The 21,360-nt window shown below is 69.3% G+C and carries 22 protein-coding genes; 11 read left to right on the top strand and 11 right to left on the bottom strand.

The window, feature by feature from the left end; genetic code table 11:
- Positions 1-15 precede the first annotated feature (15 nt).
- On the top strand, positions 16-921 hold the full coding sequence (bphC, locus tag RR1_RS14105; protein WP_010838160.1) for a biphenyl-2,3-diol 1,2-dioxygenase: 906 nt from the start codon (positions 16-18) through the stop codon (positions 919-921).
- 171 nt (positions 922-1,092) lie between these two features.
- A complete protein-coding gene (locus RR1_RS14100) occupies positions 1,093-1,854 on the top strand; it encodes an IclR family transcriptional regulator (RefSeq protein ID WP_010838162.1) in 762 nt (253 codons plus the stop codon).
- Between the two features lie 13 nt (positions 1,855-1,867).
- Here RR1_RS14100 and RR1_RS14095 read toward each other — a convergent pair whose 3' ends face one another.
- Positions 1,868-2,569: a PadR family transcriptional regulator gene (locus RR1_RS14095; protein WP_010838163.1), complete on the bottom strand. Its 702-nt coding sequence runs from the start codon at positions 2,567-2,569 to the stop codon at positions 1,868-1,870.
- A gap of 106 nt (positions 2,570-2,675) precedes the next feature.
- Between RR1_RS14095 and RR1_RS14090 the strand changes: the two genes are divergently transcribed.
- The 3 genes from RR1_RS14090 to RR1_RS14080 are packed head-to-tail and all read left to right on the top strand — an operon-like array spanning position 2,676 to position 4,527.
- Positions 2,676-3,071: a nuclear transport factor 2 family protein gene (locus RR1_RS14090; RefSeq protein ID WP_010838164.1), complete on the top strand. Its 396-nt coding sequence runs from the start codon at positions 2,676-2,678 to the stop codon at positions 3,069-3,071.
- Entirely contained in the window at positions 3,068-3,361 is a 294-nt protein-coding gene (locus RR1_RS14085) for a hypothetical protein (RefSeq protein WP_010838165.1), read from the top strand. The genes RR1_RS14090 and RR1_RS14085 overlap by 4 nt, the downstream gene beginning before the upstream one ends.
- Positions 3,358-4,527 carry an NADH:flavin oxidoreductase gene (locus tag RR1_RS14080; RefSeq protein WP_010838166.1) on the top strand — a complete coding sequence of 390 codons (1,170 nt, stop codon included), beginning with the start codon at positions 3,358-3,360 and terminating at the stop codon, positions 4,525-4,527. The genes RR1_RS14085 and RR1_RS14080 overlap by 4 nt, the downstream gene beginning before the upstream one ends.
- Before the next feature lie 22 nt (positions 4,528-4,549).
- Here RR1_RS14080 and eno read toward each other — a convergent pair whose 3' ends face one another.
- On the bottom strand, positions 4,550-5,839 hold the full coding sequence (gene eno, locus RR1_RS14075) for a phosphopyruvate hydratase (RefSeq protein ID WP_238558989.1): 1,290 nt from the start codon (positions 5,837-5,839) through the stop codon (positions 4,550-4,552).
- Between the two features lie 181 nt (positions 5,840-6,020).
- On the opposite strand from eno, the gene RR1_RS14070 reads away from it, so the two are divergent.
- Positions 6,021-6,692: a dihydrofolate reductase family protein gene (locus tag RR1_RS14070; RefSeq protein WP_010838168.1), complete on the top strand. Its 672-nt coding sequence runs from the start codon at positions 6,021-6,023 to the stop codon at positions 6,690-6,692.
- Positions 6,693-6,701: 9 nt separating this feature from the next.
- Positions 6,702-7,349, top strand: coding sequence for an NAD(P)-dependent oxidoreductase (locus RR1_RS14065; protein WP_010838169.1), 648 nt, complete (start codon positions 6,702-6,704; stop codon positions 7,347-7,349).
- Between the two features lie 40 nt (positions 7,350-7,389).
- Here the strand turns inward: RR1_RS14065 and RR1_RS14060 are convergent, their stop codons facing one another.
- The 3 genes from RR1_RS14060 to RR1_RS14050 are packed head-to-tail and all read right to left on the bottom strand — an operon-like array spanning position 7,390 to position 10,624.
- On the bottom strand, positions 7,390-8,220 hold the full coding sequence (locus RR1_RS14060) for a mycofactocin-coupled SDR family oxidoreductase (protein ID WP_274518692.1): 831 nt from the start codon (positions 8,218-8,220) through the stop codon (positions 7,390-7,392).
- Entirely contained in the window at positions 8,217-8,957 is a 741-nt protein-coding gene (locus tag RR1_RS14055) for an SDR family oxidoreductase (RefSeq protein WP_143153850.1), read from the bottom strand. Before RR1_RS14055 ends, RR1_RS14060 begins: the two co-directional genes overlap by 4 nt.
- 50 nt (positions 8,958-9,007) lie before the next feature.
- A complete protein-coding gene (locus RR1_RS14050) occupies positions 9,008-10,624 on the bottom strand; it encodes a flavin-containing monooxygenase (protein ID WP_040773112.1) in 1,617 nt (538 codons plus the stop codon).
- A gap of 142 nt (positions 10,625-10,766) precedes the next feature.
- On the opposite strand from RR1_RS14050, the gene RR1_RS14045 reads away from it, so the two are divergent.
- Positions 10,767-11,273 (top strand): DUF6764 family protein, encoded by a 507-nt coding sequence (locus tag RR1_RS14045; RefSeq protein WP_010838173.1) that lies wholly within the window; start codon positions 10,767-10,769, stop codon positions 11,271-11,273.
- 178 nt (positions 11,274-11,451) lie between these two features.
- Positions 11,452-12,711, top strand: a complete 1,260-nt coding sequence (locus RR1_RS14040) for a hypothetical protein (RefSeq protein WP_143153847.1) — start codon at positions 11,452-11,454, stop codon at positions 12,709-12,711.
- A gap of 108 nt (positions 12,712-12,819) precedes the next feature.
- Here the strand turns inward: RR1_RS14040 and RR1_RS14035 are convergent, their stop codons facing one another.
- From RR1_RS14035 to dnaK, 4 genes are read right to left on the bottom strand one after another with little or no spacing between them, the layout of a single operon-like run.
- Positions 12,820-13,242 carry a heat shock protein transcriptional repressor HspR gene (locus RR1_RS14035; RefSeq protein WP_040773115.1) on the bottom strand — a complete coding sequence of 141 codons (423 nt, stop codon included), beginning with the start codon at positions 13,240-13,242 and terminating at the stop codon, positions 12,820-12,822.
- Positions 13,242-14,417, bottom strand: coding sequence for a molecular chaperone DnaJ (dnaJ, locus tag RR1_RS14030; RefSeq protein ID WP_010838176.1), 1,176 nt, complete (start codon positions 14,415-14,417; stop codon positions 13,242-13,244). Before dnaJ ends, RR1_RS14035 begins: the two co-directional genes overlap by 1 nt.
- A gap of 22 nt (positions 14,418-14,439) precedes the next feature.
- On the bottom strand, positions 14,440-15,138 hold the full coding sequence (gene grpE / locus RR1_RS14025) for a nucleotide exchange factor GrpE (protein WP_010838177.1): 699 nt from the start codon (positions 15,136-15,138) through the stop codon (positions 14,440-14,442).
- Positions 15,135-16,970, bottom strand: a complete 1,836-nt coding sequence (dnaK, locus tag RR1_RS14020) for a molecular chaperone DnaK (protein WP_010838178.1) — start codon at positions 16,968-16,970, stop codon at positions 15,135-15,137. The genes grpE and dnaK overlap by 4 nt, the downstream gene beginning before the upstream one ends.
- Before the next feature lie 220 nt (positions 16,971-17,190).
- On the opposite strand from dnaK, the gene RR1_RS14015 reads away from it, so the two are divergent.
- Together RR1_RS14015 and RR1_RS14010 are read left to right on the top strand one after the other, a co-directional pair.
- Positions 17,191-18,615, top strand: a complete 1,425-nt coding sequence (locus RR1_RS14015; RefSeq protein WP_010838180.1) for a glucose-6-phosphate dehydrogenase — start codon at positions 17,191-17,193, stop codon at positions 18,613-18,615.
- 61 nt (positions 18,616-18,676) lie between these two features.
- A complete protein-coding gene (locus RR1_RS14010) occupies positions 18,677-19,267 on the top strand; it encodes a TetR/AcrR family transcriptional regulator (protein ID WP_010838181.1) in 591 nt (196 codons plus the stop codon).
- 31 nt (positions 19,268-19,298) lie between these two features.
- Here RR1_RS14010 and RR1_RS14005 read toward each other — a convergent pair whose 3' ends face one another.
- Together RR1_RS14005 and RR1_RS14000 are read right to left on the bottom strand one after the other, a co-directional pair.
- Positions 19,299-20,126, bottom strand: coding sequence for an AfsR/SARP family transcriptional regulator (locus tag RR1_RS14005; RefSeq protein WP_010838182.1), 828 nt, complete (start codon positions 20,124-20,126; stop codon positions 19,299-19,301).
- 217 nt (positions 20,127-20,343) lie between these two features.
- A partial coding sequence (locus RR1_RS14000; RefSeq protein ID WP_143153846.1) for a cytochrome P450 occupies positions 20,344-21,360 on the bottom strand: 1,017 nt, incomplete at its 5' end.

Genomic DNA, 21,360 nt, shown 5'->3' with positions numbered 1-21,360 from the left:
AAGGAAGAGAAGAACATGACAGACCTCAAGGCACTGGGCTACGTCAAGGTCCAGACCAACGACATGGACCGATGGCGCACCTTCGCGTTCGACGTCCTCGGCTTCGCCGAGGGCTCGGGACCCGATCCCGACGCCCTGTACCTGCGCATGGACGAGCGCTCGTCGCGCATCGTCGTGGTTCCCGGCGAGACAGACGAGATCGTCGCAATCGGCTGGGAGGTACGCGATCACGCCGCCCTCGAGCGGGTGCGGGAGTCCGTCGAGCGGGCCGGCGTGGCCGTCAAGCCGCTGTCGGTCGAGGAAGCCGACGCACGTCGCGTCGAGGAGGTCATCACCTTCCAGGATCCGAACGGGACCGCCCTCGAGGTTTTCCACGGTGCGGTGCTGGATCATTCGCCGGTGGTGACGCCGTTCGGCGCGAAGTTCGTCACGGGTTCGCAGGGCCTCGGCCACGCGGTGCTCCCGGTGATGGATCCGAACGCCTCGTTCGAGTTCTACACCGACGTACTGGGATTCCTGCCCCGCGGCGCCTTCCGCATCCCGACGCCGCCGGAGGTCGGGCCCGTGCGCCTGCGCTTCCTCGGCATCAACGAGCGCCACCACAGCCTCGCGCTGATCCCCGCGCCGCACGCGGGTGCTCCGGGCCTGATCCACATCATGGTCGAGGTGGACACGCTCGACGCCGTGGGCCAGGCCCTCGATCGCGTCGTCAAGGACGGCTTCTCGGTGTCCTCGACTCTCGGCCGTCACACGAACGACAAGATGATCTCGTTCTACGTGCGGGCACCCGGCGGCTGGGACATCGAGTTCGGCACCGAGGGCACGAAGGTCGACGAGGCGCACTACAGCTCCGAGGAGATCACGGCCGACAGCTACTGGGGCCACGACTGGTCGGGCAGCGAGCCGCTCGCCGCGATGTGACCCGTACCCCTCCGGGGTGGCTCCGCTGTGCCACGAACCCCGCGATCCGGAAACGGGTCGCGGGGTTTGTTTCGTGATCCACTTCACATTTCGCGTGGAACGTGTCACTATTTCGATTAGAAATAGCCACGTCGAAGTGTTGGTGACGTTCGGTAACAGCAAGGAGATGTCGTGAGTGTCGAGTCGCTCGCCCCGCACCCCACAGCCCCCACCGCCGTTCTCGATCGGGTCTCCTCGGTCCTGAACGCGTTCGACGGCCCCGGCCGCCTCACCCTGTCCGACGTCGTCCGTCGCACGGGCCTGCCGCGCTCGTCGGCCCACCGCATGCTCGACCAGCTCGTGCAGATGCGGTGGCTACGCCGCAGCGGCCGGGACTACGAACTCGGCATGGGCCTCATCGAGCTCGGATCGCTCGCTCTCGCGCAGGACCGCGTCCACACCGCCGCGATGCCCACCCTGCACGAGCTGCACCGGATGACCGGCTACGTCGTGCATCTCGCGGTTCTCGACGGCTCCGACATCGTGTACCTCGAGAAGATCGGCGGCCGGCTCGGCGGCTCCGTCCCGACCAGGTCGGGCGGCAGGCGGCCGGCTCGCCGTACGGCAGTCGGCAAGGTGCTGCTCGCGGGCCGCGAGACCGCCGATCCCGAACTCGCACAGATACGCGAGCGAGGAATCGCGCTCGAGCGTGAGGAGTCGCTGCGCGGATTCGGTTGTATCGCTGCGCCCATCGGTCCTGCAGAGGAGGCCGTCGCCGCGATCTCGCTGTGTGGACCGATCCGTGCGATGCCGTTCGATCACCGGCTCACGAACCCCGTGCGCGCAGCGGCGACGCGGATCTGGCACGACTACCGCGAACAGCTCGTCGGCGTCGCTCCCGCGGTCGGGAGCCGTCGCGGCTGGCCCAGCGCTCCCCGCGCGCACTCCGCCTGAGCCGGTGCGCGGGTCAGCCCCGCGTCAGCCCCGAGACGACATCCTCGACGGTGCGCCAGCTGCCCGGCACCTGCGGTGCCAGCAGCCCCGTACCGTCGACTCGGGCGGCGGCGAACTGCTCTGCGGCCTCGTCGATCTCGTCGAACAGGGCCCGGGACAACTCGATCTCGGCCTCGAAGTAGCGCAGCGCCCACCGCAGACTCATCCGGGGAAACGCCCAGCCGGGTTCGCGCGTCGAATGATCGGCGTGCAGCGCGGCCCGGGCGCGCAACTGCTCCATGTTCTCGATGTGGGCGCGTACCAACGACTTCAGGTGCTCCGGATCGCTGAGATGGCCGAGCCAGATCCGCAGCATGACGCCGTGCTTGAGCACGGGAATCTCGACGGGCGCGTCGCGCACCCACGCGCGGACGGCGTCCATACCCTCGCTCGTCGCGGCGTACACCCGGCGGCCGCGCACACCGGTTTCGCTGATCGTCCGCGACGCGACGAGGCCCATGCTCTCGAGTTTCTTGAGCTCGCCGTACACCTGGCTGACCGATGGGCTCCAGTAGAAGAATCCGATGCTCCAGTCGGCCCACTTCTTGAGGTCGTTCCCCGACAGTTCCTCGCCGAACGCGAGCATGCCGAGCACTGCCCAACTCGTCACGGGCAGGGGCGGATAGCTCGGGACGGCGTCGCCGTCCCGGGTGTCGTGATCATCGGATTCGCCCATTTGCGAAAGCCTAACAACCTCGGCGGCCCAACGGCGGGGCCGCGTTCTTCCACTGTGCGGGAAGATCGGCGGCAGCGTGTGGGCTGCGCCACTACCGTCGTGACGCATGACGCAGACCACCACTCTCGATGCGCAGCGGGCCACCGTCGCACGCTACCTCGACGCCGTCGCGTCGAAGTCCGCCGCCGAGATCGCCGCGCTCTACGCCCCCGAGGGAACCCTCGAGGATCCGGTCGGCTCCGAGCCGGTCCGGGGCCGCGCGGCCATCACCGAGTTCTACGCGCCGCTCGAACAGGCGAGCCGGGCGACCGAACTGCTGTCCGTCCGTGCCACCGAGGGCGGCGCCGCGTTCTCGTTCCGCGTCACCACGACGGTGGGCGGTGCGACGTACGAGGTCGAGCCGATCGACGTCATGACGTTCGAGCCCGGCCCGGACGGCGACCTGCTCATCACGTCCATGCGGGCGTTCTGGGCCCCCGAGGACATGAAGGAGATCGCATGACCAGTGATGTCGATTCCCGCCGGTTGCCGGCCTCCGCCGGGCCCACGACCGTGACGTGCGGCTGTGGGACAGCGGTTCTCGTCGAGAAGTTCAGCGACGAGCACACCAGCGTCCAGTGGCCCGCGCGCACCGTGTGCCCGCAGCTGACGCACGATCAGGAGCCGGGCGGATGGCAGCCCACGTGCGGCGTCCTGCACGCGAAGATCGACGAGGAGATCGAGGCGGGTCGAATCCCGATGACCTACCGCCAGGATCCGAGTCCGATCCGATTCGATCGGAGCGGCCGATGACGGTGCCCGACGTCCTCGCCCCCGCGAAACTCGGCCCGCTGACGCTCCGCAATCGCGTCGTCAAGGCCGCGACGTTCGAGGGACGCACCCCCGGCGCGCTCGTGAGCGACGACCTCATCGAGTACCACCGCGCGCCGTCCGCGGGCGGTGTCGGGATGACGACCGTCGCGTACTGCGCCGTCGCGCCCGAGGGCCGCACCGAGGCCGACCAGATCTGGATGCGGCCCGACGCCGTGCCGGGACTGCGCCGCCTCACCGACGCCGTCCACGCCGAGGGCGCCGCGGCATCGGCGCAGATCGGGCACGCAGGCCCCGTCGGCAATCAGCGGCTGACGGGCTACCGCGCGCTCGCGCCGTCGCGCATGTTCAATCCGCTCGCGATGCGGTCGGTGCATGCAGCGTCGGCATCGGACATCGAACGGATCCGCATCGCACACGGCACCGCCGCGATGCTCGCAGCCGAGTCGGGCTTCGACGCCGTCGAGATCCATTTCGGCCACAACTATTTCGCGAGTTCGTTCCTGAGCCCCAAGCTCAACAAGCGCACCGACGCGTACGGCGGTTCGCTCGAGAATCGAGCGCGGCTCGTCCGTGAGACGGCGCGTGAGGTGCGTGAGGCCGTCGGCGGGAAGCTCGCGATCGTCGCCAAGCTGTCGATGGACGACGGTGTGCCCGGCGGGTTCTGGCTCGACGAGGCGATCCAGGTGGCGCGGTGGCTCGAGGAGGACGGCTCGCTCGACGCGATCCAGCTGACGATCGGCAGCTCGCTGCTCAATCCGATGTACCTGTTCAAGGGCGACGCCCCGATCCCCGAGTTCGCTCAGGTCATGCAGCAGCCGATCAAGCTGGGTGTGCGCGTTGTCGGCGGGGCGTTCCTGCACGAGTATCCGTACAAGCCGCTGTTCATGCTCGAGTCGGCGCGGCAGATCCGGGACGCGGTCTCGATGCCGTTGATGCTGCTCGGCGGCGTCACCGACCGCGAGGGCATGGACACGGCGATGGCCGAGGGCTTCGAGTTCGTCGCGATGGCGCGCGCGCTGCTGCGTGAGCCGGACCTGATCAATCGCATCGCGGCGGAGCCGAAGACCCGGTCGCTGTGCATCCACTGCAACAAGTGCATGCCGACGATCTACACCGGTGCACGCTGCGTCCTCGTGAGCGACTGATCGGCCTCGAGACACCGGAAATTCACTCACGAGCGCGGAGCGCCTCGATCTCGACGAGCCGGTTGTACTTCGCGATGCGCTCGCCACGCGCGGGGGCTCCCGACTTGATCTGACCGCACGCGGACGCGACGGCGAGGTCGGCGATGAACGAATCGTCGGACTCGCCGCTACGGTGCGAGACCATCGCGGCGTAGTCGCCCTCGCGGCACACCGCGAGCGTCTCGAGCGTCTCCGTGACGGTGCCGATCTGATTGACCTTGATCAGCGCCGCGTTCGCGATGCCGTCCGCGATCGCGTCCCGCACGATCGCCGGATTCGTCACGAACAGATCGTCGCCGACGAGTTGGACCCGCTCCCCGAGCCGTTCGGTGAGCCGGCGCCAGCCGTCCCGGTCGCGTTCGCTCAGCCCGTCCTCGATGCTCCAGATCGGGAAGCGGTCCACGAGTTCGGCGTAGTAGTCGATCATCTCGTCCGACGAACGGTCACGGCCCGCGACGCGGTAGACGCAGTCCTTCTCGAACTCGCTCGACGCGGGATCGAGCGCGATCGCGACGCCGTCACGCCCGGCCGTGTAGCCCGCACCCTCGATCGCGTCCGCGACGAGCTGCAGGACGTCGGCGGGATCGGCGATCTCGGGTGCGAAGCCGCCCTCGTCGCCGAGGCCCACCTCGTGACCGCGTTCGCGCAGCAGGCTCTTCAGGTGCCCGTAGATCTCCGAGCCCGCCCGCACCGCTTCGGCGGCCGACGGCGCGCCCAGCGGCGCGATCATGAACTCCTGGAAGTCGAGATCGTTCGCGGCGTGCACACCGCCGTTGAGAACGTTGAAGTGCGGCACCGGCATCCGCGGTTCACCGTCCGCCGGCCCGAGGAAGCGCCACAACGGTGTGCCGTCGGCAGCGGCGAACGCCCGTGCGGCCGCCATCGAGACGCCGACGATCGCATTGGCACCCAGCGACGACTTGTCGTCCGTGCCGTCGAGCTCGATCATCGCCCGGTCGAGGTCCTCGAGAGACTCGAAGACCCGGCTCGTCAGCAGTTCCGCGATCGGTTCGTTCACGTTCCGGACGGCACCGAGGACACCCTGCCCGCCGTAACGCGCATCGTCGCCGTCCCGGAGTTCGACGGCCTCACGGCTCCCCGTCGACGCGCCCGACGGCACGCCCGCGCTGAAACCGCGCCCCTCTGCCGTGAGCAGGTGCACCGCGAGCGTGGGTCTGCTGCGCGAATCGAGCACCTCGTTCGCCGTGGCCGACACGAATCGCACACCCATGACGCAGCTCCTGCCGTCGAGCCCGGCCCGGTCGCCGGACACGTGACGACCGTAACAACGACCGCGATCACACGAGCCGAAGTCGTGATGCTCGTTCTCGCGCGGCACTTTTCCACGGGAAGTCGGTCGATGCACACGTTGACTCCGGCTCGCGGTCGGTCCTACCGTGAGATGGCCATCGTCGCCGCGGGGAACAGCCGCCACAAGGGACAGAGGCCCGATCATGACTCTCGGTTCGGCCCGCGACGCCGTCGCTCCTCGGGGCCGGGTGGTCGTCGTGAGCTTCGTCAGTATCGACGGCGTAGTCCAGGCGCCGCTGTCACCGGACGAGGACCGCGAGGGCGGTTTCGCACACGGCGGCTGGGTTCCGCCGTACAGCGACTCCGTCGTCGACGAGTTCATGGCGGAATCGACGCTCGGCGCCTCCGGAATGCTGCTCGGCCGGCGTTCCTTCGAGATTTTGTCCGCCGGGTGGTCGGGTGCCGACGATTCCGTGCCCCCGGTGGCTGCGATGAGGCGTATGCCGAAGTACGTGATCTCGTCCGCGCCCGATGTGCGATCGCTCGACGCACGGCGGTGGGAGAACTCGTCCGTGATCGGCCACGATGTGCCCTCCGCGGTCGGCGACCTGACGGCAGGCACCCACGGCGATCTCGTCGTCTTCGGCGCCGGTCGTCTCGTTCGCGGGCTGGCCGAGCACGATCTCGTCGACGAGTACCGGTTGCTGATCTTTCCCGTCGTGCTCGGCGCGGGCAAGCGCATGTTCGACGATCACGGCCATCTTGCTCAGTTCGCGTTGACACACAGCGCCATCACCTCTCGTGGCGTCGTCGTCCTCACCTACGTCCGGGCGCAGACCTCGAAGTCGCCGATCCCACCCGCGGCCCCGGACTAGGGTGCGGACATGACCACAGTCGCCGTCATCGGAGCCACCGGGTACTCGGGATCGCGGATCACACGTGAAGCTCTCTCGCGCGGGCACGACGTGATCGCCGTGGCGCGCGACGTCTCGTCGCTCACGCCCGCCGATCACGTCACCGTGCGAGCGGGATCGCTCTTCGACACGCAGTTCGTCGACGACCTGACGCGCGACGCCGACGTCCTCGTCCTCGCCGTCCCCGGCAGAAACGTCGACGGCCGCGGCGCGTACGAGGCGATCTCCGACATCGCGGTGTCGGCGGCGCGACATCGAACGCGACTCGGCGCCGTGGGCGGCGCGGCGTCGCTGCACGTCGCACCCGGCGGGCCGCGGCTCATCGACACCGACGACTTCCCCGACGCGTGGCGTCCCGAGGCGGAAGGGACGTACGCGGTTCTCGTCGAGCTCGAGCGCACGCTCGAGGACGTCGACTGGTTCTACGCGAGCCCGTCGGCGCTGTACGGCGCCGACGCCGACGTCCCCGAACGCGGGACGTATCGGCTCGGCGCGGACACCCTGCTGGTCGAGCCGGACGGCACGTCGTCGATCGCCGGCGGAGATTTCGCTCGCGCCTTCGTCGACGAGATCGAGAACCCCACGCACTATCGCGAGCGGTTCACGATCGGGTACTGACACGGCGCTGCCCCGGGCCAGCGCTGGGTGGCCCCCGCACCTATTTCTGCGTCGCTCCCGCGTCGACCGGCAGCGCCACCGACGTGATGTAGCGGGCCTCGTCGGACGCGAGGAACAACGCGGCGTTCGCGACGTCCTCGGGCTCGATCCACGGAATCGGCAGCAGGTTCATCGTTCTCGCCGCGGCGGCGAACTCCTCGCGCGTCGGATCCGCGAGGTCGGGACGAAATTTCGCGCGCACCGCTGGATTCTGGATCATCGGCGTGTCGACGTTGGTCGGATGCACCGTGTTGACGCGGACGCCGTGCGGCGCGAGTTCGGCGGCCAGCGAGCGCATCAGCCCGACGACGCCGTGCTTCGCCGCGGTGTAGTGCGCGACGCCGACCAGACCGCGCAGGCCCGCGATCGAGCTCGTGAGCACCATCGACCCGCCGCCGCGGGCGATCAGATGGGGCGCGGTCACGGCGCACGTCGTCCACACGCCCGTGAGATTCACGTCGAGCATCGTGCGCCACTGCTCTTCGCTCATCGCCGTCGCGGGTGCCGACGACGTGATCCCCGCTGTGGCGCAGACGATGTCGATTCCTCCCCACTCCGCGACGGCGGCATCGACGGCCGCGGCGAGCGCGTCGCGATCACGCACGTCCGCGACCACCTCGATCGCCCTTTGCCCCTCGGCGCGCACGGCGTCGGCGGTCTGCCGGAGGTCCGCCTCCGTGGCGGGCGGCGTCACGGTCGTCTCGACCTGCGTGCACACGTCGATCGCGAGGACGTCGGCGCCTTCGTGCGCGAACCGAATCGCCTGTGCCCGGCCGATTCCGCGCGCCGCGCCCGTCACCACCGCGATCTTGCCGGCAAGCCGTCCCATCACACCTTCTCCGTCAGTCCGGCGTCCACGACGAGACGCGTTCCGGTCATGTAGCGCGATTCGCCGGACACGAGGAACGCGACGGCATTGCTCACATCCACCGGGTCCACCCACGGGACCGGCAGGATGTTGCGGGCCGCGAGGACCCGTGCGGCGTCCTCCTCGGTCGGATTCTCGACGTCCGGGCACAGCCGCGCGAACACGCGCGGATTGATGATCATGGGCGTGCGCACCGACCCGGGGTGGACGGAGTTGACGCGAATCCCTCGCTGCCCCAGCTCGTTCGCCAGAGTGCGGGCGAGCCCGACGACGGCGTGCTTGGCCGCGGAGTACGGCGCTGCGTTCGCGATGGCCTTGACACCGGCCGTCGAGCTGACCAGCACGACGGATCCGCCGTCCGCGAGGTGGGGTTCTGCCGCGGACACCGTGTTCCAGATCCCGGTGAGGTTCACGTCGAGGCTGCGCTGCCACTGCTCCGGGGTCACCGTCCACCCCGGCCCGGGCGTCTCGTACACGCCCGCGTTCGCGACGACGGCGGTGAGGGGACCGAGTTCGGCGGTCCCGGACGTGACGGCCGTCGCCATCGCCTCCCGGTCGCACACGTCGACCTCTGCTGTGGTGCAACGACGTCCGAGCACTTCGATCTCCGAGCGGAGCCCGGTGAGATCGGCTCCCGGCAGGTCGAACGCCAGGATGTCGGCGCCCTGCTCGGCGAGAGTGCGGCAGTGGCTGCGCCCCATTCCTCCCGCGGCGCCCGTGATCGCGACGACGGCGCCGCCGAGTCGGTCCGTCACGACGTCACCGCGACCGGCGCGTCGGTGAGCGTGAAGCCCTCGTAGCCCGAGCCCGCGACGTCCGCGCAGATCTGCCGGTACGTCGCGAATCCGCCGATGAACAGCATGAATCCGCGAGGTTTCCCCTCGATGTTCGCTCCCGTGTACCACGACGCGGCGCGCGGGAAGAGGGTGCGATCGGCGCGTTCGCTCAGCTGCGCCTGCCAGGCGTCGACGGCGTCGGGGCGGGCCTCGATCGTGGCCTTGCCGTGCTCACCGAGGTGCGCCACGGCGTCGGCGATCCAGTCGATGTGGTCCTCCGCGCCAAGGATCATGTTCGCGAGGACGCTCGGGCTGCCCGGTCCCGTGACGAGGAACAGATTGGGGAAGCCGTCGACCCCCAGCCCGAGATACGTACGCGGGCCACCGTTCCAGTGCTCGCGCAGCGTACGGCCGCCGCGTCCGCGAATGTCGATGCGCGCGACGGCACCCGTCAGCGCGTCGAAACCCGTTGCGAACACGAGAACGTCGATGTCGTGGTGTCCCGCGGTCGTCTCGACGCCCGTCTCGGTTATCTCGCGGATCGGCGTCTTCCGGAGGTCGACGAGTTCGACGTTGTCGCGGTTGTACGTCTCGAAGTAACCCGAATCGGTGACGATGCGCTTGGTGCCGATCGGATGATCCTTGGGGACGAGCGCGTCGGCGATCGCGGGATCCTTCACGAGCGCCCGGATCTTCTCCTCCGCGAATTCGCGTGCGGTGTCGTTCGATTCGAGGTTCGACGTCTGATCCGGGAACGTCTTGGCGAAGAGCACGCCACCCATCTGCCACCGCGCCTCGTACGCGCGGCGCCGCTCCTCCGGATCGACCTCGAGCGCGCCCTTCGGGTGCGGGACGAACGGCGATCCGCCGCCGCTGAGCCGCGAGAGCCGTCTGCGCTCGGCGTAGTTCGCCTTCTGCTCGCGGCGCGTCTCGTCGTCGAGAGGCGCGTTGCCGGCGGGGACGCTGTAGTTCGCGGTGCGCTGGAAGACCGTCACCGACTCCGCGCTGCGCGCGATCTCCGGGATCGACTGGATGCCGGACGACCCGGTGCCGACGACACCGACGCGCAGTCCACGGAAGTCGACGCCCTCGTGCGGCCACGACGCCGTGTGGAGCACGCGGCCGGTGAACCGTTCGCGACCCTCGATCGGAGGCGTGTTGGGCTGCGACAGGCTGCCCGTCGCGCACACGCAGAACCGCGCGCGCACCTCCTCGCCGGAGTCGGTCCGGATCTGCCACACGCCGTCGTCCCACGTCGCCGCCGTGACGCGGGTGTCGAAGGTGAACGCGGAGCGCAGGCCGAACCGGTCCGCGACGTGCGAGAGGTACCGCAGGATCTCGGGCTGCGTCGCGTACTTCTCGCTCCAGTCCCACTCCTGCTGCAGTTCGTCGGAGAACGAGTACGAGTAGTCGACGCTCTCGACGTCGCACCGCGCACCCGGATAACGGTTGAAGTACCAGGTACCGCCGACGTCGGAACCCGCTTCGAAGCCCCGCACCGACAATCCGTCGAGGCGGAAGCGGTGCACCGCGTACATCCCGGCGACACCGGCTCCGATGACAACGACATCGACGTCCACAGCTGGTTGCATAGCCGCAAGGTAGGAGCGTGCGAGGGCGTGCAGAAGATTCCGTCCCACTGGCCGGTCATTCGCCGCGACGAGCCGAGGATTGCGATTCCCGTATCCGGGGTACGCGATAGCCACGGCACACCCCGAAAACGGAAGGGTACCAATGTTTGTAGCACGCTCGACCGCCAAGGTTCGTATCTGCGCAGGTCTGGGAACGATCGGCGCAGCGGCCGCCATCACGCTCGGCGCACCCGCGATCGCGTCTGCCGATCCCGGCCCCATCGGCTGTTCGACGCCGCCCGGCGGAGCTCCCATGACCGCCGAGACCGACGACTCGACGTGCGCCACCGAGGCGGGCGAGTCGGGTGCCGCGGCCGCGTACGCGTCCGTCGGTGAGGCTGCTGCGGTCGCTCAGGAGAACGCCGCGGCACTCGCCCTCGCCTTCGACGGCGGCGTTGCCGTGACCGGCGCGCCCGCCGGCACCGCACCTGCTGCAATCGCCTTCGGCCCGGACGCGTCCGCGCTGGCCCTCGGCTCGACGCCCGGGCTGTCCATCGCCATCGCGGCCCCCGGATCGCTCGTCTCGATCGGCCCCGACGGCGCGGAGTGCGTCGGGATGGGCTTCGCCGGCGACCTCGGCACCGGACAGTCCTGCCTCCAGATGCACTAGTTCGGCGACGCGTCACGGGCGAGTCTCTTCCCAGGAGCGCGCCCGTGTGGCAGCGTGTTGACCGCCGCGAGCGGGTCGCGGGTCGAGGTCGGTGGGAGAGCGCGTGCGTCGGGGTCTGACAACTACATGGAGAACGGCTGCGTTCACCGCGGCACTCGCACTCGCGGTCACCGGTGCGGTGACGCCCGCGAATGCGCAGCCCGCACCCGAGGCGCCCGCGACAGGCGCCGGCGACGGCGGCGCGGGGATCTGCGTCGGCTCGAACGACGCGACGCTCGGTGCAGTCTTCGACACGATCCTGGACAACGCGATCCCGATCCTGCCCGCCGAGATGGCAGCGGTCGTCCCGGAACTGCGCGCCGAGGCGCACGAACGGATGGCGCAGGCCCGCATCTCGATGCTGTCGGTGTCGAATCCGCGTTCCGTGCTGTCCGACGATCCCGATGCGGGCGTGAACACCACGAACGATCCTGTCGCGACGCACATCGTCACGCAGCTCATGAACGTCCGCGACGGCGTCGCGGCCCAGACGATTCCCGTCGAGCGGCTCACGCTCGGTCAGGCGATCGAGACGGCGTACTTCCTGATCTACACGACCACCCTCGTTCCCGCGTCGATCGTGGCGGGCATGATCCCGTCGATCATGAGCGTGGGGCCGGTCTCGGTGGGCATGCTCATCAGCCTGCCGCTGCGGCTCGGCGTCATGGGATTCCAGGCGATCTACCGCGCGACGCAGTCGTCGCTCGAGAAGGGTTGTGTCGCCGTCACCGAGACGGGCACGATCCCCGGCGCCGGTGAGCCGGACGCGGATTCGGACACCGGATTCCGTCCGCATCCGATCGTCGAGGAGCTCGCGGCGACGCTCGCGGTGTCGGACTCGACGTGCGCCCCGGTCTCGGACATGTCGCTGCGCAGCGTCCTCGATCGCACGGTGTCGTACCTCGACGCGATCGCACCCGACGAGGCGGCGCGAGCGCAGGCACGGGATCTCGGCGCTCGGCTCGCGTATCTCTCCGACACGCTCATGGTGCCGTCGAACCTGATCCCCGAGAACCAGGACGACTTCGACACGATCTCGAGCCTGCTCTCGCTCGGGCTGAGCTTCGTCCCGACGATCGGCGGTGCGGCGACCGATGCGCTGCTCGGCATCACGAACAACCTCGTCGAGAGCCACGGCGACGTCGGTCTCGTCCCGCTGGGCGAGCTCACCGTCGACGAGTCGCTCACCGCGGCGCGCTACGCCTACGCCCTGACGACGCAGGTCATGCAACTCGCGTGGGGACGCGTGACGGTGACCGTCGCGGACGCGATCGAGGTGGAGGTCGGCGTGAACCCGCTGTCGTTCCTGCCGTCCCCGTTCCCGATCATCAACGCGCCCAACACGTACGGCCTCGCGACGTACCACCGCGTCCTGCGTTCCGTGTGCCTGACTGCCTGAGCGGTTCTGCACCCCGAACAGCATTCTGCACCCCTACCAGCTGCCTGGTAGGGGTGCAGAATGACGGTAGGGGTGCAGAACCGCAGGAGCCTGAGAACCGCGGGAGTGTCAGTCGCCGCGGCGGCCGGTGCGGGGCTGCCACACGACCAACGCGTTGCTGCGGGTCACCGGCGCGGGCAGGCGGCTGTAGCTCGCATGCACTCGCGCGATCTCCCGCGCCAGCTCGTCCACCTTGGAGGTCAGTTCCTCGACCTGCCGCGTCAGTTCGATGATGCGTTTGATCCCCGCGAGATTCACGCCCTCGCCCTGCGAGAGCCGCTGCACCTCGCGCAGCAGGGCGACGTCGCGCGGTGAATACCTGCGGCCGCCGCCCGTCGTACGGTGCGGGGTCACGAGCCCGAGCCGGTCGTAGTTGCGGAGCGTCTGCGCGTGCATTCCCGCGAGCTGCGCCGCGACCGAGATCACGAAGATCTGCGCGTCGGGGTCGACGCCGTCGCCCCCGTCACCGCGTGCTCTCTTGTTCTCGCTCATCACGCACCTGCCCACCCGGCCCTCGGATCGAATCCGCTGGCCTGCTCGGCATCCAGATACGTCTTCAGGGCGTCGGTCGCGGCGTCGTCGAGCTTCTGCGGCACCGACACCTTGACCGTGACGAGGAGATCGCCGCTCCCCCCGCCCCGCTTCGGGACGCCGCGCCCGCGCACCCGCAGGACGCGGCCGTCCGCGGTACCTGCCGGAATCTTCACGCCGACACGGCCTTCGAGCGTCGGGACGGAGACCGTGGTACCCAGCACGAGCTCACCGTAACCGACCGGGACGGTGATCGTCAGGTTGTCGCCGTCGCGGGCGAACACCGGGTCCGTCCGAACCCGGACGGTGACGTAGAGATCGCCCGACGGCGCGCCGCGCAGCCCCGCCTCGCCCTGGCCGGCGAGCCGGATGCGCTGTCCGTCGGACACGCCCTCGGGTACACGGACCGTGATGGTGCGGGTGCGGTTCGTGATACCGCTGCCGCGGCACTCCTCGCACGGTTCGTCGATGATCGATCCGCTGCCCCGGCACTGATCGCACGGCTCGGAGAAGCCGAACGCGCCCTGGTTGCGGTTGACGACGCCCGCGCCGTTGCAGTTCGGGCACACCCGCGGGCTCGTGCCGGGCTTGGCGCCACTTCCGTGGCAGTTGGTACATGCCGACGGACTCGTCAGGCGCAGCGGGACGGTGACGCCGAGCGCGGCCTCACGGAAGTCCAGCGTCGTCTCGGTCTCGACATCCTTGCCGCGCCGCGGCCGATTCGACGTGCGCGTCGCGCCGCCCCGGTTGCCGAACAGCCCGCCGAAGATGTCGCCGATACCGCCGTCGCCGGCGGTCGTACCGCCGCCACCGAAGATGTCGCCGAAGTCGAAACTCTGGCCGCCGCCGGAGAATCCGCCGCCACCACCGAACCCACCGCCCGACGAGAAGCCGCCGTTCGCGAACATCGCGCGGGTCTCGTCGTACTCCTTGCGCTTGGCAGGATCCGAGAGCACAGCGTGTGCCTCGCTGACGGCCTTGAAACGATCCTCGGCGGCGGTGTCACCGGGATTGGCATCCGGGTGCAGGTCGCGTGCCAGCTTGCGGTACGCCTTCTTGATGTCGTCCTGGGACGCGTCGGACGAGACGCCCAGCTCCTTGTAGAAGTCCTTCTCGATCCACTCCCGTTGGCTCACTGGGCGCCTCCTCCTTCCGCTCTTATTTCGTTTCGCCCGTGGCGGTCGCGCCGCCCGAGTCGGGCCGGTCGGTCACGGCGACCATCGCGTGCCGCAGCACCCTGTCGCCGAACCGGTAGCCCTTGCGGAGCACGGTACCGAGTACGGGATCGCCGCCGTCGCCCTCGTTCTGCACTGCCTCGTGCAGTTCCGGGTCGAATGCGTCGCCCTCCTCACCGAATTCGGCGAGACCGAGACCCGTGAGGGTGGTGCGGAGCTTGTCCGCGATCGCCTTCATCGGGCCGTCCTCGAGATCTCCGTGCGCCTTCGCGCGATCGAGATCGTCGAGCACGGGCAGCAACTGCTCGGCGACGGCGGCCTTGCCGCGTGCCGCCTGCTCGACCTTCTCCTTGTCGGTACGCCGCCGGTAGTTGGCGTACTCGGCCTGGAGCCGCTGGAGATCTGCGGTGCGCTCGGCGAGTTCGACGGCCTCCGGGGAGTCCGCCGCCTCTTCGGCGATGACCTCGGCCTCGTGCACCGGGCCGGTGTCCTCGTCGTTCAGCTCGGCGTCCACCTGGTTCGCCTGCTGATCCTGCTGATCCTGCTGTGTCCCTGCGTCGTCCGAGCCGGGGCCCGGCCGGGCGTCGTGCCCAGCCGGTTCCCGGACCTCACCGGTCTCGGGATCGATCTTTCGCTTGTCGACGAAAGAGACCGGTTCGTTCTCGGAGCGATCCGAGGTCACTTCTTCTCCTGATCGTTCGGCTCGTCGACGACCTCGGCGTCGACGACGTCGTCGCCACCCGCCTGGCCGTCGGCGGCCGCACCCTCGGCCTGGGCCGACTCGTAGATCGCCTGGCCGAGTGCCTGCGACTCGCTCGACAGCTTCTCGACTGCGGTCTTCACCGCGCCGATGTCGGTGCCGGCGAGGGCGTCCTTGACGTCCTTGATCGCCGCCTCGACCTTCTCCTTGGTCTCGGCCGGAACCTTCTCCTCGTTGTCCTTGACGAACTTCTCCGTCTGGTACACGAGCGATTCGGCCTGGTTGCGGACGTCCGCCTCTTCGCGACGCTTCTTGTCCTCGTCGGCGTGCGCCTCGGCGTCCTTGACCATCCGGTCGATCTCGTCCTTGGACAGGCCCGAGCCTTCCTGGATCTTGATCGTGTTCTCCTTGCCGGTGCCCTTGTCCTTCGCGGTGACGTGGACGATGCCGTTCGCGTCGATGTCGAAGGTCACCTCGATCTGCGGCACGCCACGCGGGGCGGGCGGCAGGTCGGTGAGCTCGAAGGAGCCGAGAAGCTTGTTGTGCGAGGCGATCTCGCGCTCGCCCTGGTACACCTGGATCTGCACGGACGGCTGGTTGTCGTCGGCCGTCGTGAAGGTCTCGCTGCGCTTCGTCGGGATCGTCGTGTTGCGCTCGATGAGCTTCGTCATCACGCCGCCCTTGGTCTCGATACCGAGCGAGAGGGGCGTGACGTCGAGCAGCAGGACGTCCTTGACCTCGCCCTTGAGGACGCCGGCCTGCAGGGCGGCGCCGACGGCGACGACCTCGTCCGGGTTGACGCCCTTGTTGGGCTCACGGCCACCGGTGAGCTCGCGCACCAGATCGGTGACGGCGGGCATACGGGTGGAACCGCCGACGAGCACGACGTGATCGATGTCCTTGACGGCGATCCCGGCGTCCTTGATGACCGACTGGAACGGCGCACGCGTGCGGTCGAGCAGATCGGAGGTGATCCGCTGGAACTCGCTGCGGGTGAGCTGCTCGTCGAGGAACAGCGGGTTCTTGTCGGCGTCGACCGTGATGTAGGGCAGGTTGATCGACGTGCTCTGCGAGCTCGACAGCTCGATCTTCGCCTTCTCGGCGGCCTCGCGCAGACGCTGCAGGGCCATCTTGTCCTTGGTCAGGTCGATGCCGTTCTGCGCCTTGAACTTCTCGACGAGCCAGTCGACGACGCGCTGATCCCAGTCGTCACCACCGAGGTGGTTGTCACCGGAGGTCGCGCGAACCTCGACCACGCCGTCACCGATCTCGAGCAGCGAGACGTCGAACGTGCCGCCACCGAGGTCGAAGACCAGGATGGTCTGTTCCTTCTCGCCCTTGTCCAGGCCGTACGCCAGCGCCGCCGCGGTGGGCTCGTTGACGATGCGCAGAACGTTGAGGCCGGCGATCTGGCCGGCTTCCTTCGTCGCCTGACGCTGGGCGTCGTTGAAGTACGCGGGAACCGTGATGACGGCGTCGGCGATGTCCTCACCGAGGTAGGACTCCGCGTCGCGCTTGAGCTTCATCAGCGTGCGCGCCGAGATCTCCTGCGACGTGTACTTCTTGTCGTCGATCTCGGTGCTCCAGTCGGTGCCGATGTGGCGCTTGACCGAGCGGATCGTCCGATCGACGTTGGTGACCGCCTGGTTCTTGGCGGGCTGCCCGACGAGGACCTCGCCGTTCTTCGCGAACGCGACGATCGACGGCGTGGTGCGCGCGCCCTCGGAGTTGGCGACCACGACGGGCTCGCCGCCCTCCAGGACGGACACGACCGAGTTGGTTGTACCGAGGTCGATACCGACGGCACGAGCCATAGCGTTTTCCTCACTTTCGTCTGGTGCACTTGCGGCGCCACAGCGGCGGCCGGCAGTGCGATGTCCGGCGCCTGTGAGCGACGTCGACTCAAGTTTGCACATCGGCCCGTCGGGCGTCAATTCCAACTTGAGTGTAGTTCGCTCAAGGCTGTCGAAGGGGTCAACGGGTGGGTATCGGCTTTTGTTCCCGGGCGCGGCGTCGTCGCGGCACAGTGAGGGGATGAGCGATTCGCGTGGCCAGGTGCCCACCACGATCTTCGTGTTGTTCGGCGCGACCGGCGACCTCGCCGCACGCATGGTGCTGCCCGCCTTCTACCAGCTCTACTCCGCCGGGCTGCTGCCCGAGCACTGGGCCCTCGTCGGCAACGGCCGCCACGCGATGAGCGACGACGAGTTCCGCGAGCACGTGCGCGACGCGATCGCCGAGCACGACTCGGCGCCCGGCGACGACGCGTGGGGCGGGTTCGCACGCCACGTCCGGTTCGCCGGCGACGGCTTCACCGCCGACGATCCGGGCCGCCTGCTCGACGTACTGGCCGAGGTCCGCAGCGCCGTCGGCGAGGGTGCGCAACTCGTCCACTACCTCGCGCTCCCGCCGACGACCTTCGTCGACTACACGAAGGCGCTCGGCGCGCACGACCTCGCCCGCGACGCCCGCGCCGTCTACGAGAAGCCGTTCGGCACCTCACGCGAGAGCTTCGAGGAACTCGATGCCGCCGTGCACGACGTCTTCGACGAGCGGCAGGTGTACCGGATCGATCACTTCCTCGGCAAGGAGAACACCCAGAACCTGCACGTACTGCGCTTCGCGAACGGCCTGTTCGAAGGCGTCTGGAACAACCGGCATGTCGCGCAGGTCCAGATCTCCGTGCCCGAGACGCTCGGCATCGCGAACCGCGCGCAGTTCTACGACGCGACCGGCTCGGTCCTCGACATGCTCGTCACCCACCTGTTCCAGGTCGCCGCCGAGATCGCGGACGAGCCGCCGCCCACGCTCGGCGCCGACGACGTGCAGTCGGCGCGCGAGTCCGTCATCGCCGCGTTCCGGCCGCTCGATCCGGGCGAGGTCGTGCTCGGCCAGTTCGACGGCTACCGCGACACCCCGGGCGTCGCGGACGATTCCACGACGGACACCTTCGTCGCGGCGCGGCTGTGGGTCGACACCGACCGCTGGCGCGGCGTCCCGTTCCTGTTGCGCACGGGTAAGCGGCTCGCGACGTCGGAACAGTTGGTGAGCCTCGTCTTCCGGCCGCCGGAGGACGGCCCGATCCCGCAGTCGCTGCCCGACGGCACCGTCCTGTCGTTCGATCTGTCGGGCCACGGCACGATCCACCTCACGACGACCGTCAAGGAGCCCGGCCCCGGCACGAAACTCACGCTCGGGCACATGTCACTGCCGCTCGACTCCGTCGCCGACGCGTCGCCGCTCGCGCCGTACGCACGGCTGCTGCACGACGTCCTCGACGGCGACCGGTCGCTGTTCACGCGGCCGGACGGGCTCGCGCACGTGTGGGAGGTCGCGGCGCCGCTGCTCGACGATCCGCCGACGCCGCAGCCCTACGCGCCCGGGTCGTCCGGGCCTGCGGCGGCGGACGACCTGCCCGGCGACGCGGGCTGGATCACGATGCAGCGGCCGCCGGCCTGAGCGCGGGGAGAGGCTCTTTCGCGTCGGCCGGTGAAATCCGCAAGGCTGATAGCCTTTTCCGGTGTTCCCACATCGCGCGCCGGGCGCGGAGCCGTCCGACCCCGATGCCGGGCTGAGCCCACGGGCGATCGTCGTCCTCGATGCCGCCGAGCGGCTCATGGAGGAGTCCGGGTGGCACGGGATGTCGCTGCGTGACCTCGCCGACGCCGTCTCGATCCGAGCGCCGTCGCTGTACAAGCACTTCCGCAGCAAGGACGATCTCAAGGCGCAGGTGGTGCGTCGCCAGTTCGCGCGCATGGGCGACCGCCTCCGCGCCGTCTCCGCACCCGGCGCGGTCGCGGAACTGATGAACGCCTACCGCGAGCAGGCCGCCCGTGCGCCCGAGGCCTACCGGCTCGCCACTTCCGGTCCGCTGGACCGGGATTCGCTCGGCGACGGCGTCGAGCAGTGGGTGGGCGGCTTCTTCCTCGACGTGTGTCACGGCGATCACGCTCTGGCGCAGGCGGTCTGGGCCGCCCTGCACGGCGCGGTGATCCTGGAGCTCGACACCCGCTTCGACTCCGGGACGATGGAAGCCCCGGCGTGGACCCACCTCGTGGAATCGCCCTCCGCCACCGTCGACCGATTCGCGTCGACGAGGGTCGAGCCGTGAACGTGGTCGTGAACGTGGCCGCGATCGCGGCTCAGTTCGCCCCGGGGAGTGCGGTGGCCTCGGCGGAGTAGATCTCCGCCACCCGGTACTCGGCACCGTCGGCGACGGCCCGGAAGAGGGCGTGGATCCGCGGATCGGGACGGATACCCAACTCGCTGTTGAGCCGGCAGGCGAGGGTGCGGTACACCCGCAGCGCCTCACCGCGCCGCCCGCTGCGCGAGAGCGCGATCATCAGCCCGGCGTGCAGCAGCTCCTGGTACGGATCGAGCTCGACCAGCTCCTGGAACTCGGAGATCACCTCGCGCCCGGCGCCGAGACGGATGAGCACCTCGGCGCGAGCCCCGCGCACCTCCAGATGCAGCTTGCTCAGGGCGTCTCGGAGCCGGCCGAGGCCGGGGCCCACCGACAGGCCGGCCATCGGCTCGCCGTGCCACAGCGCCAGCGCGGAGTCGTAGAACCGCAGTGCGTCCTGGAACGCACCGGTGCGCTGGGCGACGTGGCCGCACTGCGCGTACTGCTCGAACAGCACCACGTCCGTGACCACCAGGTCGCCGTTCAGCCGGTAGCCGCCCGCCACCTTGACGATGGCCTCGGCCCCGTCGCAGCCCAGGCCCGCGAGCAGCTTGCGCATCCGGCTGATCTGGACGTGCACGCCCTGCCGGGCGGTGCGGGTGGGCCTGCCACGCCACATCGCCTCGACCAGGTCCTGGACGGTGACGGTGGCGCCACGCCGATGCGCGAAGGCCGCGAAGGCGGTGGCGGTGTTGGCGCTGTCGATGGCGATCGTGGCCGGGGCGCCGTCCAGACGCGGCGTCCCGGTCGACAGCCGGACTTCGCCGAGTGTCTCCAACGTGATCATGTTCCCCCTCGACCGAGTACCGCGTCGGGCTAACGCAGTTAGCTAGAAAGCTAGCAACGTCTTCGCGCAACGCAATTCGAGAGTGGAACCGACGGTTACCGGCGAGTAACGACGCGGGGTCGGCGGGTCGGCGCGTGCATGTCCGCACCGCGTTCCGGGTGCAGCACGCTGCGACAAGTCGTCCGGGAGCCGTACCCGCAGTGATCTTGCCTACATCTCACGCCTCGCCGGTAACCTGCCCGCCCTCGGCTCCGCGCTCGGCAGCGAGTTGCGCTCGCGCCGCGGCGTCGTCCCAGGTGATCGGTAGCTTCGCGACACCGTTCACCAGCAGCCCCTCGGGCCGCTCCACCTCGTTCAGATCCACCAGCGCCAGGCCTGGGAGGCGGCGCAACAGCTCGCGGAACGATTCGGCCAGCTCGATGCGGGCCAGCGACGAGCCGATGCAGAAGTGTGGCCCGCTGCCGAAGGTCAGGTGCTGGCCCTCGCGGCGCGTGATGTCGAACCGCGACGAATCGGTGAAGGTGCGCTCGTCCCGGTTCGCCGACAGCAACGAGGGAAGCACGGCGCAGCCGGCAGGCACGGTCACCCCACCCAGATCCACGTCCTCGGTGGCGATGCGCAGCAACGCCTCGTTGCCCGGCACGAACACCCGCAGGATCTCCTCGACGGCGGACTCGGCGAGCGCGGGTTCGGCCTTCAGCAGCTCCAGCTGATCGGGATGGGTCAGCAACGCCAGCAGGCCGTTGGTGATCATGTTGACGGTCGTCTCGTGGCCGGCCACCAGCAGCGTGACGCCCAGGAAGGTGAGCTCGGCCTGGGAAACGGTCTGTTCCTCTGCATTCCGCACCGCGAGGGCCGAGAGCAGATCGTCGCCCGGGTTCTCCGCTTTGGCGACGAGCAACTGCGCCAGATACTGCACCAGCGAGCGCTGCGCGGTGACGACCTCCTCCTGGGTGTACTCGGAGCTGGTGGTCGCGAGGAAGGCGCGCGACCAGCGGCCGAACTCGACCCGGTCCTCGAAGGGGATCCCGAGCAGCTCGCAGATCACCGTGACCGGCAGCGGTGCGGCGAACGCCGGCATCAGGTCTGCGGACGGCCCGGCCTCGATCATCGCGGTGATCAGACGTTCCACGTGCTCCTCCACGCGCGGACGCAGCCGCTCCACCCGCCGCGCCGTGAAGGCCCCCGCGATCATCTTCCGCACACGTGAGTGATCCGGGACGTCCATGTTAAC

It is taken from the genome of Rhodococcus rhodnii NBRC 100604 (genome assembly GCF_001894925.1).
GTDB lineage: Bacteria > Actinomycetota > Actinomycetes > Mycobacteriales > Mycobacteriaceae > Rhodococcus_F > Rhodococcus_F rhodnii.
This window is presented reverse-complemented; position numbering and strand designations above follow the sequence as displayed.

Excerpts from the sequence above, each read along its gene's own strand:
- bphC (WP_010838160.1), top strand. The coding sequence starts at position 16 with ATGACAGACCTCAAGGCACTGGGCTACGTCAAGGTCCAGACCAACGAC.
- RR1_RS14095 (WP_010838163.1), bottom strand. The coding sequence starts at position 2,569 with ATGGGCGAATCCGATGATCACGACACCCGGGACGGCGACGCCGTCCCG.
- RR1_RS14090 (WP_010838164.1), top strand. The coding sequence starts at position 2,676 with ATGACGCAGACCACCACTCTCGATGCGCAGCGGGCCACCGTCGCACGC.
- RR1_RS14085 (WP_010838165.1), top strand. The coding sequence starts at position 3,068 with ATGACCAGTGATGTCGATTCCCGCCGGTTGCCGGCCTCCGCCGGGCCC.
- RR1_RS14080 (WP_010838166.1), top strand. The coding sequence starts at position 3,358 with ATGACGGTGCCCGACGTCCTCGCCCCCGCGAAACTCGGCCCGCTGACG.
- RR1_RS14070 (WP_010838168.1), top strand. The coding sequence starts at position 6,021 with ATGACTCTCGGTTCGGCCCGCGACGCCGTCGCTCCTCGGGGCCGGGTG.
- RR1_RS14065 (WP_010838169.1), top strand. The coding sequence starts at position 6,702 with ATGACCACAGTCGCCGTCATCGGAGCCACCGGGTACTCGGGATCGCGG.
- RR1_RS14055 (WP_143153850.1), bottom strand. The coding sequence starts at position 8,957 with ATGGGGCGCAGCCACTGCCGCACTCTCGCCGAGCAGGGCGCCGACATC.
- RR1_RS14050 (WP_040773112.1), bottom strand. The coding sequence starts at position 10,624 with ATGCAACCAGCTGTGGACGTCGATGTCGTTGTCATCGGAGCCGGTGTC.
- RR1_RS14045 (WP_010838173.1), top strand. The coding sequence starts at position 10,767 with ATGTTTGTAGCACGCTCGACCGCCAAGGTTCGTATCTGCGCAGGTCTG.
- RR1_RS14035 (WP_040773115.1), bottom strand. The coding sequence starts at position 13,242 with ATGAGCGAGAACAAGAGAGCACGCGGTGACGGGGGCGACGGCGTCGAC.
- dnaK (WP_010838178.1), bottom strand. The coding sequence starts at position 16,970 with ATGGCTCGTGCCGTCGGTATCGACCTCGGTACAACCAACTCGGTCGTG.
- RR1_RS14015 (WP_010838180.1), top strand. The coding sequence starts at position 17,191 with ATGAGCGATTCGCGTGGCCAGGTGCCCACCACGATCTTCGTGTTGTTC.
- RR1_RS14005 (WP_010838182.1), bottom strand. The coding sequence starts at position 20,126 with ATGATCACGTTGGAGACACTCGGCGAAGTCCGGCTGTCGACCGGGACG.